This is a genomic window from Simplicispira piscis (genome assembly GCF_054783455.1).
Map to the genome: position 1 here is coordinate 485,310 of NZ_BAAGQN010000007.1, position 11,968 is coordinate 497,277.

Annotated in this window: 8 protein-coding genes and 2 pseudogenes; 4 read left to right on the forward strand and 6 right to left on the reverse strand. The window is 56.4% G+C overall.

The features are described from left to right. The 3 genes and pseudogenes from ACYVOC_RS05590 to ACYVOC_RS05600 all read right to left on the reverse strand — a co-directional run. Window positions 1-1,029, reverse strand: a pseudogene (locus tag ACYVOC_RS05590) (Z1 domain-containing protein); the annotation flags it as partial. After that, window positions 1,029-3,044, reverse strand: coding sequence for an ATP-binding protein (locus ACYVOC_RS05595; protein WP_461161127.1), 2,016 nt, complete (start codon window positions 3,042-3,044; stop codon window positions 1,029-1,031). The pseudogene ACYVOC_RS05590 and the gene ACYVOC_RS05595, both read right to left, overlap by 1 nt. Then, on the reverse strand, window positions 3,041-4,705 hold the full coding sequence (locus ACYVOC_RS05600; protein ID WP_461161128.1) for a DNA cytosine methyltransferase: 1,665 nt from the start codon (window positions 4,703-4,705) through the stop codon (window positions 3,041-3,043). The genes ACYVOC_RS05595 and ACYVOC_RS05600 overlap by 4 nt, the downstream gene beginning before the upstream one ends. Window positions 4,706-5,087: 382 nt before the next feature. On the opposite strand from ACYVOC_RS05600, the gene ACYVOC_RS05605 reads away from it, so the two are divergent. Further along, window positions 5,088-5,504 carry a very short patch repair endonuclease gene (locus ACYVOC_RS05605; protein ID WP_461161129.1) on the forward strand — a complete coding sequence of 139 codons (417 nt, stop codon included), beginning with the start codon at window positions 5,088-5,090 and terminating at the stop codon, window positions 5,502-5,504. A 578-nt stretch (window positions 5,505-6,082) separates the two neighbouring features. Next, window positions 6,083-7,486 carry a TniQ family protein gene (locus ACYVOC_RS05610; RefSeq protein ID WP_461161130.1) on the forward strand — a complete coding sequence of 468 codons (1,404 nt, stop codon included), beginning with the start codon at window positions 6,083-6,085 and terminating at the stop codon, window positions 7,484-7,486. Here the strand turns inward: ACYVOC_RS05610 and ACYVOC_RS05615 are convergent. The 3 genes and pseudogenes from ACYVOC_RS05615 to ACYVOC_RS05625 all read right to left on the reverse strand — a co-directional run bounded on the left by ACYVOC_RS05615 (window position 7,408) and on the right by ACYVOC_RS05625 (window position 10,492). Continuing rightward, window positions 7,408-8,655: a TnsD family Tn7-like transposition protein gene (locus tag ACYVOC_RS05615; RefSeq protein ID WP_461161180.1), complete on the reverse strand. Its 1,248-nt coding sequence runs from the start codon at window positions 8,653-8,655 to the stop codon at window positions 7,408-7,410. The genes ACYVOC_RS05610 and ACYVOC_RS05615 overlap by 79 nt on opposite strands. A gap of 57 nt (window positions 8,656-8,712) precedes the next feature. After that, window positions 8,713-9,210: pseudogene (locus ACYVOC_RS05620) on the reverse strand (TniQ family protein); the annotation flags it as partial. A gap of 49 nt (window positions 9,211-9,259) precedes the next feature. Beyond that, a complete protein-coding gene (locus tag ACYVOC_RS05625; protein ID WP_461161131.1) occupies window positions 9,260-10,492 on the reverse strand; it encodes a hypothetical protein in 1,233 nt (410 codons plus the stop codon). Between the two features lie 132 nt (window positions 10,493-10,624). Between ACYVOC_RS05625 and ACYVOC_RS05630 the strand changes: the two genes are divergently transcribed. Together ACYVOC_RS05630 and ACYVOC_RS05635 are read left to right on the forward strand one after the other, a co-directional pair. Next, on the forward strand, window positions 10,625-10,828 hold the full coding sequence (locus ACYVOC_RS05630) for a helix-turn-helix transcriptional regulator (RefSeq protein WP_461161132.1): 204 nt from the start codon (window positions 10,625-10,627) through the stop codon (window positions 10,826-10,828). A gap of 154 nt (window positions 10,829-10,982) precedes the next feature. Further along, complete coding sequence (locus ACYVOC_RS05635) at window positions 10,983-11,957, forward strand: PDDEXK family nuclease (protein WP_461161133.1); 975 nt, start codon at window positions 10,983-10,985, stop codon at window positions 11,955-11,957. The last annotated feature ends 11 nt before the right edge of the window (window positions 11,958-11,968 follow it).

An 11,968-nucleotide genomic window follows, 5' to 3' on the forward strand; every position in this document is an offset into this window, starting at 1 on the left:
TCGAATGGCGCCCGCCAGCGCAAATGTCAGAAGGGCGTCGGCCAGCGACTGGGGCAGATCCAGCGGCCCATGGGCAATGATCGCTTCGCTCTTTCTGCGCTGCTTCGGCTTCAGTGCCTTCACATCTGCCGGGTCCACAGGGCGAAGCACATCGCGTCCTTGCGCGCTTGTACCGAAGAGCTCCTCAGTCCCCGTATAGCCGTGCGGCCGTGGAAGCTGGACGACAAAATCCTTGGGAAAAAGATCTTCTCCGACTTGGCTGTCGTTGGCGTCGGGGTCGATGAGGATGTTTGCAAACGGCGTTGCCGTGTAGGCGATGTAGGTCGCCCTCGGGATTTTTCTGAGAATGTCCCGGATCAGGGCGTTGGTCAGTGACGGTGCCGTGTCTTCATCGGGCGGAGTGTCTTTGTCGATACTCGGGTCGCGACGATTCCCCCGAGTGTTGATAGATGCCTGATCGGCTTCGTCGTCAATAACAAGAACCGGTACATCAGCAAGCCGACCTTCGAGTTTGCCGAACCATTGATTTAGCCGCCTCAGGATTGGAGTAATCTTCTTGGCGACGATTAGAACAGTGCCGGTCGATGCGAACCCGTCGGCAACCGGTGGTTCGTGAAAGTCTGAGGTCTCATCGGTCAGCGTGATCCAGTCAACGCCGACATCGGTGAGCTCCAGATCCAGCCGCCGTTGCGTCTGATTTCGCAAGGAGTCGTGTATCCCAGAAAGAACGATGATCAGGCGGTAACCGACATCTGCAGCGCGAGCTGCCACTGCCGTGAAGTTGGCGGTCTTTCCGGACTGGACGTAACCAACGACCAGTCCGCGGCATTGAAATTCCGGCCGACCGACTGGGATGGTCTTGGAGATGATCCGCAGCGACTCTTCTGCCACCGAAGCGATCTGATGCTGCTTCCAGTTGGGCAGAGACCGCAGATAGGCTTCGTGCCGGGACCAGTTGGTCCAAACAGTTCCGTCTGTCCACAGGGCCAACCTGGGCTTCAGGATGAGAGGCGGAAGCCGGACCTGCATCAGGTCTTGTCCACTAGCAGATCGGGGACGCCCGCCTTCTCCAGGACACGGAGAAATTCGGAGAGCGCTGTCTTTGCCTCGGCATCCCTATCGATGAGCTGAACAAGCGTAACCAATGTCGGAACCAGCGGCGTGATTTCGACTTCTTCTCCCTTGAACCCGGTCTTGCGCTGCCATGGCTTGACGCCACTACTGACGATGCGGACCGATGTCTTGTCCTTCTTCGACGCAGGAGCGGGAGGTGTTCCCGTGACAGTGCTGCCTCCAGGTGCTGGCGGCGCCTTAACGCCACCTGTCGTGGGCGTGTCTGCAGGTGGACTATTCCTGCCGCCGCCCGGAGCGGGCGAGACGGGTTTTTCCTTCTTGTTGTACCGGAGTCGAGCTGCCGCACGAGGAGTCTTGATTAGGTACTCGAGGGGCTTGATGAGCGCGAAAGGCAGTCGTATCAGTTGCTTACTGATATCCACCTGTAGTTGCTCATCTGCAAGTCTGTCGAAGTCGATCGCGACGCGAATCAGTTTCGTGTGCTCATCTTTGGCAAAAAGATCTTCCCAGCCGCCCCATTTGATGAGGCGATCAAGGCGATAGAAATACAGACCCTGGGCATCGTTGGCTCGGCCGTTGAGGGTGTGGCGTTCTCGTTCGACGCGCTGCTCCAGCGGAGGTAGCGGCTTGATGAACTCATCGAACTCTGCTTCATTCGGAGTGACATACGCACGCACATAGAGAACTGGTGTCTTGTCTGGCGTGGGGCTTGGCAGCTCGATGCGGTGCTGGTCGTACTCCTTAGTTAGAGGGTGACCCATGGGATTGTTGGCGCGCAGGATGTCATCGTTCAACCGGATGATGACCTTCTCATGCCCGCGGGCCTTGCCTTCGAGATAACGGTGGAAGACCAACTCGAGATGGGACTTGATTGCAGCAAGTTCCTGCGCGTAGGGTGAGTCTGCCTTGCCCTTTGCCGGCTCCATTGCCGGGCGCATCTGCGTAAGCAGCACGGCAGTGCCCGACTCGCCAATTTTCACAGAGGCGGCATGCTCCGGGGCAACCGGGTCGCTCAGTAATGCCCAGCGCCGTGTCTTTGCAAGATGGTCCTTGTCCCAGGTGAGAGTCGTGGACTTGGCTCCCGCCGCCTTCGATACCACAGTCAGACGGTCCGCTTGAGACCATGCGGCCCCCTTCAGACCGTAGCCGAACTTGCCCAGATCGCCATCATCGTATTCGCGCTGATGCCCGATCTTCATCGCATCGCGAAGACCAGACGAAGTCATGCCCGTGCCATCGTCCCGGATGCACATCCACCTGCCGCCCACATTTGGATTCGGGAATGTGATGGATATCTCTCGGGCGCCGTGTGAAAGGCTGTTGTCTACTAAGTCGGCAACAGCACTGGGCAGACTATGGCCGGCTCTCGCGAGGATCTTGAAAAGCCCGAGCGGATCGGGCGCGACGTCATCGTCGTTTCGGTTGTCGTTGTGTTCTTGTGGTGACGTTACGGACACTGCTTCTGCCTCCTTGAATAGCTGTGGGAAGTGTTCTGAAAGCACTGCCTGGCAATGATGGCCCTCATCACCGTACAACGCGATCATTGCCGACTTACCGAGCCTTGCGCTCTCTCCGTGACCGAGGATCGAAGAGCGGGCAGGGTGGTCGGCGGGAATGACAACCCATGATGCCTTTGCCGGAGTGGTCGAGGCATCAACCACCATTGCGAACAGGACACCTGGGTCGACGAAGCTATAGAAGGAGCTTGTAGGGCAGTCGCCCTCGAATCTCCAATTCTTATGCTGTCGCTTGAGCCATGACGCAATCTCGACTACGGTGTCTTCGTCTTCGAGGCGCCGGCAGGTGATGGCGATGGTGTCCGGGTTTTCGGCTGAAGGAAAAACCTTGTCGATGACGTCCCAGTCGAAGTTGATGGAGCGCTGCTTGGCGCGCTCCTTCCCCTGACGGCGATACTCATGAAACATGCCGAGTTCGGAATGAGTTAGCAGTCGTAGGATGGTGAATTTCACTTCGTTCCCTCAGTTGTCTTGATCTTTGATTGCTTCAAGTCGAACAGCTCTACACGCATGTCCTGTGTTTCCGGGGCGCCCAGGCATTCCCGGATTCCGCGGGCGATGGCATAGGCAAAGAGCGGTGGCACGGCGTTGCCGATCTGCTTGAACGCCGGATTCATCGATCCCTTGAATACGAAGCCGTCCGGGAACGATTGCAATCGGGCCGCCTCCCGCACGGTGATAGGACGAGCCTGCTGGGAGTCGAAGTGGATGTGGGAGTACGAATCCTTACCAAGGTGAGCCATCAGCGTGCGCACAGGCGCGTCCGGTCGGAGCTTCCACCACTTGTTGGGAAACTTGGTCGGGTCGTACGGGATACGCCAGGATGTGATGAAGGCGCTGACATCCGGGTCTCGCGTGCTGGTAGGCAGGCCTCGCTGTGCGCGGCCTGCAAGCCAGGTTGCGATCTTCCGTTCAACGTAGGCATGCACCTGCGGGTATTCCCAGCCAGGCTCGATCTCGGCAAAGATCTTGTAGTCGCGCGGCAGGTACCGGAAAACATGGCCGGTCGTGGACTTGGTAGCAAAACCGTGCCACTCCCGCATCAGACGGGAGTAGGCAGTCGCTGGCTTTCTTGTTGTGTAGTCGACAGGCTCCGATGGGTTTTTTGCTCCGCGGCGAATTGCTCCCGTGCGAAGCATTTCTTCGGCGTCCAGGTGAGGCAGATCTGCGAGCGCGTCAGAGGCCGATGTGGCCGCTGGAGAGTCGGGAGTCGGATCGGGAATCCAACGGTGGTGCGCCGAGCCTTCGGCTTTGATGACGCGCCTCGCGGCATTTTTGGAACTGGTATAGCCGGAAGGCAAAACCAAGTGATGCGTTGGCACTGGAAATCTTGGCTTGATGCCGGTCGAACGGTGGAAACCGACCAAAATCATCCGCTCCCGCATCTGCGGGACTCCGTACCAGACCGAGTTCAGCAGCGTGTAGGCAACGTCGTAGCCCTCTTCGGCAAGGCTCTTCGAGACGAGCTCGGCAACATTTGTGCCACCATGGTTGAGGATGTCCGGGACGTTCTCCATCAGGAGTGCGACCGGCTTAGTGGCCCGGATGAACGCGACGTACCGCTCCCACAGACTGACCCGTCCGTCCACCAGGAAGGCTTGGTCTGCTGTCACCTCCTCGCGTAGGCGGGCCTGCTCGCGGAGCTTGGCTCGCCCGACGCGGGCGAACGCTTGGCAAGGGGGGCCACCCACGAGCACGTCAATCTGGTTGTCGACTGCTCCCTGCAATCCGAGATCGCCAAAGACCGTTTCTGCGGTTTCGGTCACCGCATCACGCGGGACATGGTGCGCTTCTCTATCGCCCCCGACGGAGCGCGTGCCGAAATTGGCACCGTGGGATCGTGCAGCCCACGGATCCATTTCGATCGAGGCTACAGGCGTGAATCCTGCGGTCAGAAAGCCAAGCGAGATTCCGCCGCAACCGGCAAACATGTCCATGTAGCGGATCTCGCCGCCTTTCTGGATACGCTGTAACTTGCCTCGGATCAGCTTGTCGTCGGAGTTTGAGACATGTGTAGTTTTGCCAGGGGCTGAGGGCAGATCGGCAGCCTGTGTACTGCGCTTTTCGTAGGTCTTGCTGGTCTGCGATTTCTGCAGAACGTGTTGGATAGACATCCTGTATCTCTCATAGGGAACATGCGCCAGGACCACCTGCATGGGCGCAGCTGGTGGGTATCTCGGGCCAGTTGATACCAACCAGCACGCCCGGCTTGACAATTAGTCACCCGGGCGCCAAATGCTGCTTTGCCACAGAGTGTAATGAAGCTGCCGAGTGATTCCGGATGTACGCCAGACGAGGCCCGGCTTTTGTACCGCCATGGGCGGCGTCAATATTTTGCCCGGGTTACATCGGCTTGGAGACGCTCAGGGTGCTCGAACGCGGAATCGAATCTGTGAGGATGATGCGAATGACAGAGTTGATCGAGCCGCGGCATTCCATCGGGCCCGGGAACTGCGCTGGGGTATCCGCGAATATCTGGAGTCGGCGGAGGGGCTGATGGACATCGTTTCTCCCGAAAAGCGATCACAGATGATGGCGGGCATCAAGGGGAAGAACACCAGACCAAAAATGCTAGTCCGCAGGCTGGTGCACGGAATGGGTTTTCGCTACCGCCTGCACAGGAAAGATCTACCGGGCTCTCCGGATCTTGTTTTCCCACGTCTGAGAAAAGTGATTTTTGTGCATGGTTGTTTCTGGCATCGGCATCCCGGATGCAAGTTCGCCTACACGCCAAAATCGAATAGGCAGTTCTGGCTGGAAAAACTGGAGGCAAACACGGGGCGCGACGCCCGAGCTCTTAAGGCGCTGGATGCTCTTGGCTGGGAAATTTTGATCGTGTGGGAATGCGAGGTTTCCGATTTGCCGTCGCTATCCCAGAAGATGGCAGCATTTCTTGCTTCAAATCTTCTCTGAAACATTGATGCATCGACGGATGCAGATGGAAGGCTTGGTCGGTATTGGCATGCGGATGGATACAGGGGTGGAAAATGCGAGCCTAGCGACCGCAGCAGTCCGCAAAGGTGCCATATTGGTCAATGAGTCCAACGACTCTTCATGCCATTAAGCAACGAGTATGACGGCATTTAACCGACGTCAGCTATCGCTGCGAAGGAGTCCTCAGTTTCTGTGCTCGATGTGAGAGGTTTAGGTCTTGCAGCAATGTGCATTATGCGAACATTGTGTAATATAAGCACAATGTTCGCGTTTCCACAATCACAGTCCGAGCTGATCAAGTCCGCCCGAGGCTCCCGCTCTCAAGCGGAGTTTTCGCTGTTGGTTGGGTGCGATCGCTCCTGTCTTTCGCGCTACGAAAGCGAATCGCTTGGCGCTCCCCCACATGTGATCAATCGGTGTCTACAGATCGTGGCCAGTCTTTTGACCTCGGCTGAGCAGCCGCTGCGCCCGTTCGAACGAGCGTTGACCCATGCCCGCCATGCAGTGGCGGAACTGGAACTGCTCCAAACGGCAGTGCAACAACCGGAGTCCAAAAAATGAGGCGCGTTCAAATTGAACCGATGCCGGGTGAGCCTGCGATTGCGCATGCAGGGCGAATTGCTTTTTTTCTTGGGGTGAGCAGTACGCAGAAGTTCGATCAATGGCTAAAGCGTGAATGGAACCAAAGCGACAAGTCGGCAACAAGCAGTCCGCGATTGGCGCAACTGGCCGGCGTTGCTGGCATGTCGTTGGTTGATTACGCCCGTCAGCACAGCATGATGGGCGTGCTTCGTGTGGGGGCTCGCCCCAGTGAAATGGCTTTGCATGGAGCCCCAGAGGCCACAAATTTCACGAAGCGCTTGGGCATGCTGACGCAAAAAAAGGAGGCCTTTCTCTGTCCTCGGTGTGTCCAGGAGGATCTTGAGCATTGGAAATTCAGCTGGTTTCGTCGAACCCACCAACTTCAGGGTGTCGATTGGTGTCCAAGCCATAGAACACCGTTAGTCAAGGTGAAAGGATCCAATCCATGGGAGCTGCTCCCTCAGCACTGGATGGAAAAGGGTGAAGTCGAGGAGCCCAATTTGGGCGCGAGTGATCTTGAGTCGAATGATTTTGTGCTCAGGTTCACGGAAATCGGCTGTGCTTTGCTGGAGCGGCCGCGCCCCCTTCATTTAGGGCGGCTGGCTGGTCTCCTGTGCGATAGAGCCCGGGAGATTGGATTGCGCACCAGTCAAGATGGCGTCAAACCCAACTTGAGTGATCTTGTTTTGCGTAGCGCACCAGAGGAATGGCTGATGCGCCACTGGCCCGATTTGGTAGATAAGAAGCCAGGTTCTTTTTACTTCGGCCTCGACAACACTTTGATCTCTCGCACGGTACCTTCGACCGGGTTTGCGTATGCCACTGCATTGGCTGCACTCTTCGACACACCTCTGCAAGTGCATCAAAAACTGATGCAAATCGACGCCGGAGATGCACCCGAGTATCAAAAGCCAGCTAAACGTCCAATCGCCAGGGATCCTGCCTTCTGGCATGGCGGATTTTGGGGTGAATATATTGAACAGCAGGGCCGAGTCAGAGCAATGGCTCCCAGGCTGGGAATGCATCCCACGCACCTTCGCGAAAAATTCAATCAATTGGGACTGCCGTCTTTGCATGATGTTGGAACGGCGCCCCGTTGGCGTGCCTATCTGCGTTTCGAAGCTGGGGAATCGCTGCCAGCCGCATGTGCGGCGGAGGGCGTGAGCGAGGCGGAGGTATTGGAACTCATCAGGCTGTCTTGTGCCCGCGTAGCGAACGGTGCCCGACAGGTCCTGAAATCACAAGCTTCCGCATTGATTGAGCCGGGGAGAACAAGCGCGATGCCGGCAAAGCGAAATACTCAGAAGCCGGTGTCGTCCTCAGAGAGCCATTTTTGCGATGTGGAGGCCGTCGAGCAACTGTCAGAACAAGCATCCTGAATGGCTTTGCGGGTGAGCGGAAGCTTGGATAGCGCAGACATTTTTGGCCGTAGCCCAGCCACAGCTGCACAGAGAACCCCGATGGTCGGTCGTTTTCCGCGGTGTGACATATGCCAGTCCAGCGCGGCTACTCGAACGGCTTGGGCAAGCGTGGCATCACGTGTTTGCCAATCTCTGCGTTGTGTCGAAGTGGCCGGTGGTAGGGGCCGGTCACGTATGGAGCTCTGCAGCCACGAACGGTCGTTTCGGTATAGCCACGCATAGGCGGCCGGATCCAGTTGTCTCCATTCATTGGAGGAGGCTGCCGGAAAGGCGCCACGAATCTTTTGCCAGGAGGCGCGTGATCGCTTCTGTGCCTTGATGAACCTTGCGTTGTTCCATTGGGTGTGCAGGCCTGGCTCAGTCATCAAAACACGAGTAACGGTTTCCACCGAGATGCTTGCCAAAGACGCCGCAACGGTTTTGTCTGTGCCAAGCTGGAGTTGGCGTATCAGTCGCAAGCGCACGTCGGGTTTTAAGACCTTTGGGCGTCGAGGACTCTGAATGCCCTCGCTTGCAGCCCACGCCATTGCGGTGGCAACGGCTACCCCGGTCAGCTCGGCTGCACTGGAAACCGATTGGCCGGAGCGTAATTTTTCGATGAGAGAGGCCCGCAGCGGCGACTTGGGATCGGCGGCCTCCTGCACTTCGAGTTCCATTTTCCGAACATCGGTAACTATGTCATCCCCATCGTCAATTTCCAGAACTTGGTACGCAGCCCAAAAGTGCTTCCAGGAGCCGAACAGCAAGATGACCAGAGGCAGATGGTTCAGTGGATGCCGACTGAATCGAGGGCTTGTGGGGTGGCTCATTCTGAGGAGCCGATGCGACAAGCTGGTTAAGGTGTCCCTTGCGGACAACCAGGGCCAGAAATTCGAAATGGAGTTGGCTTCCAAAACGCCGGAAAGGGCCTGCTCAAACCGCTTGAGATCGACCCTTGAGGAAATTGCATGCACGAAATCCTGTTCCACCAATTTGGCCTTGTACAGCCTGCTCAACCTGTCTTGGGCAAAGGTGAAGGAAATTGGCAGCCTCCACAATGCCAATGCACCTTCCGCTAGAAGATATTCGCCACTTGGTGGAACATGGTTCCCAAGCACGCTTTCCAGATGGGCTTGTTCAGGAAGCACCCAGCCAAACCGGTCTTGGCCTGACACTTTGTCTGTCGCAGTGAGTAGCGGTGTCCGATGTAACGGACATACGAGAACCCCAGGTACTTGATGGTCAACATGCCAGTAGGCCACGCCATGCTCGTTGGCATCTGACTGCATGCATCCTGGGCATGCTTTGAGAGGGTGGGATGCGCCGAACTGGGATGCAACCAAGCCCATCTGGGCTTTGAGGGTTGGAGATGACCCTGTGGTCATCTGTGCAAGCCAGTTCTCGCATTGGTGTTCTGGATGGAGCGGGAAATAGAAGGGAAGAAGGGTGCGGTCAAGAATAATTTCTCGGGCTTTTCCAAGCGCACCGTCAGTTCGGTCAGTCAGGGTTTGTACATGCGACGGGATGTCATGCGCAGATCCCGCGCGGGGTGTCCCGAAGAGCGCCCTACAACTCTGAGCGGGTATACGATGCCCAGCGATGTGGTGGTATCGGCTGCAAAGGCTGAAAAGTGTTTCACCAGGGAGCCACTCCAGAATCGGACGAAGTGGAAGCAGTTGACTTGAAGAGATCGTAGCAGGCATATCAAGGGCGCCGCACAGAAGCCATCATGAAGACTTCATTCAGAGCGTACTAATGGCGACGCAGCAAATGTGATAGATGGCTCTGGGATATACCGAGCTGACTCGCGATGTCCTTCTTGGACATGCCTTGTTCGAGCAAGGCTCGGGCTTTGGCCACTCGCTCCCTGTTTTGATCAGTCGGCTTCATATGTGCGGGTACTGCCGACAGTGTCTCGGCGGCGTTGAGCCAGGCTTCAGCCGCGGCTATGCGGGTGTACCAATAGGAAACGACCCATTCCCCAGGGTCGATGAACTTACGCAGGTATGCGCAGGCACGTACATCATCGAGTTTGCAAAAATTGATTGGCAAGAGCGCTCGTACCCGAGGGAAGTAGCCGGCGTCGAATCCTTCTTTAAGCTGCTGCAGCGTGTATCCACCGTTACCCACATGTAGTCCCCACAAAAGCCCAGCAATAGTTTTTTCCTCATTGAAACCGTCGTATCCAATACCCATTGAAAAATCATTTCGAGCCCAGCCAAGCTTAGCCATGACACGTTTGGCCAATCGTGATTCCGAGGAAATATGAGCATGGATCTTTGGATGAACACGGGTGCTCTGAGTCTGGCTGTGGAGAGCGCAGCGAGTGGTCCCTGGCATAGCCAGTCGATAGCACACAAGGCAACGAACGCGTGGGAAAAGCCCTAGCGCGCCAAGGCCAATAATGGCGAGGGCCTCGGCGGTCTGGTGACGGTTTTGCCCATGAGCGGCCCATTCTCGGCACAGCATCTGGTATCCAACTCTCAAAAGGAGTGCGGGATCACGCATCAAAAAGTCAAGCCGGGACTGATATTGCAAAGGTATTAGCTGCGGCAGCGTCGCGAGCCATTCACTGCGTGTTCCGCTGCATATTGGAAGAGTGGGAGATATCAAGTTGATTGCAGAAGGGTTCCGACACTTCCATGCTTGCGCAATACATTCGAAGTCAGGTATCTGCGATAAAAGGCGCTCCGGTGAGAATTCACAGGAATAGCGTGGCGTGTCGTAGGGGGCGGCATTGGACAAAGCAGTTTCAGCGCTGCTTCTGAGCAGTTCCAATGTGTAGGCAGATTCCAGTGCGCGCTCCGCTTTCCCCCGCCCTTGTCGCCATTGGATGTCTGGATTCAGATAGCCCCACTTATCAATGCTGTCATGCCCGTCGCGAGCAAGTCTCCTGTGCACTGGGTGAAAGCCATTTTTTCTTGCCACCTCCGAGAGCGGCAACCAGCCTAGGGGGGGCATGTGGATGTGGGTGTTGATGTTCATGGTGCCGGGCACTTTAGACCTCGCAAGGCTTTAGTGCATGTACTTGACAGCCACTGTTTCACGGTCGTGCACCAAAAGTTAGTTTTATGACCTAACCTTGCATTCAATTGCAACGTTTTTCATTCCTCTTAAATGACGCCGCTCATGAGTGCAACACAGGTCAGTCACTACCTGGGTATTTCAAAAAGAAGCCTGGAAACCCTGCTTGCTCGGGGCGATGGGCCACGTTTTTTGTGGGTTGGAAGCCAGCGCCGCTGGGCGCAGCAGGATCTCATTGACTGGACTCTTCAAAAAATTGGTAAGCCAGAAAAGGAGGGGCAGTGCCTACATAACTAACACCAGGTCCCAAACAAAAAACGCCAGCACAGGGCTGGCGTCTTAGGGCTATCAGTGCAGGGCACGGATTCACGGTTGGCGCTTTAATTCTAAGCAGTCTGCACAGGTAGTCAAGTCATTTGCGCGTCCATGCGGCGCGATGTTGGAGTTGACTATGGCAGTAAACAAAAACAACGAGGCTCGGCTACGCCTCATTCAAAAGAGGCAATTGCGCGACGCCTGGGGTAAAGACTACCAGGCTTCCATCTGGGCCACGCCCGCCGAGGCGCCGAGCATTTCCACTCCCACCATCTTGCATCCCGCCAAACTGGGTGGGAGGCCGATGCATACCTTGAGCCGGCCGGAGACATGGACGGCGCTTCTGGCTCTGTATCACCCAGGGGTTTGGGACATTCACGAACAAAGGATTCTTTATCCAGGACCCCGACCGCATTTTCTGGATGGGCACCGACTAACTGTTGGACAAGCCTTTAGGCACCTACGCGGAACCTTAACTGTGGCGGAAGAAATGGGATGTTTAAGCAAGCATCCCAAGTGCAGAGTGCGACAAGGTGAGACGCTTGAATTGGCACCGTTTCCATACATCGGGGACTTGCTTCTGTTCATCATCGATGCAGTTGGGCCCTATGCTGTGAACTGGACAGTGAAGGACAAACGGGAGGATTTTCATCGACGCGGGCCCACTTCAGGACGGCCACAGACAAAGGACGTCGACCTCACGGCGCTCCAGCGTCATGCAGTAGAGGCCACCTACTATCAAGACGCCGGTATTCGTACACAGCAGGTTGCAGGTCGAGAAGTTGACTCCACCTTGAGAGCCAATCTACACCGGTTATTCCTCAGCCACTCAGAGCCCGTCCAAATTGTTCCTGCGGTGTGTCTGAAGCTCTGCGAGTATTTCCAGCAGGCGGTCGGAGGGTCAACGCCCGCCTACAAGCTTGTCCGTGAAGCGGCGCAGCACCTTGGTGTTGAGATGTTGGTTGTGAAGAACATACTGGAACAGGGGATCTGGAATCGCAGGATTCGCGCTGATCTTTTTGAACCTCTGCTTCTTGATCGTCCTCTCAAACCCCAGCGTGACGATCCATTGGACGTTTATAAGGACTGGTTTGCTAGGGGCGCGCTATGAGGTTCGGCCAC

Coding starts and splice junctions, on each gene's coding strand:
- ACYVOC_RS05600 (WP_461161128.1), bottom strand. CDS start 4,705: ATGTCTATCCAACACGTTCTGCAGAAATCGCAGACCAGCAAGACCTAC.
- ACYVOC_RS05605 (WP_461161129.1), top strand. CDS start 5,088: ATGGACATCGTTTCTCCCGAAAAGCGATCACAGATGATGGCGGGCATC.
- ACYVOC_RS05610 (WP_461161130.1), top strand. CDS start 6,083: ATGAGGCGCGTTCAAATTGAACCGATGCCGGGTGAGCCTGCGATTGCG.
- ACYVOC_RS05625 (WP_461161131.1), bottom strand. CDS start 10,492: ATGAACATCAACACCCACATCCACATGCCCCCCCTAGGCTGGTTGCCG.
- ACYVOC_RS05630 (WP_461161132.1), top strand. CDS start 10,625: ATGACGCCGCTCATGAGTGCAACACAGGTCAGTCACTACCTGGGTATT.
- ACYVOC_RS05635 (WP_461161133.1), top strand. CDS start 10,983: ATGGCAGTAAACAAAAACAACGAGGCTCGGCTACGCCTCATTCAAAAG.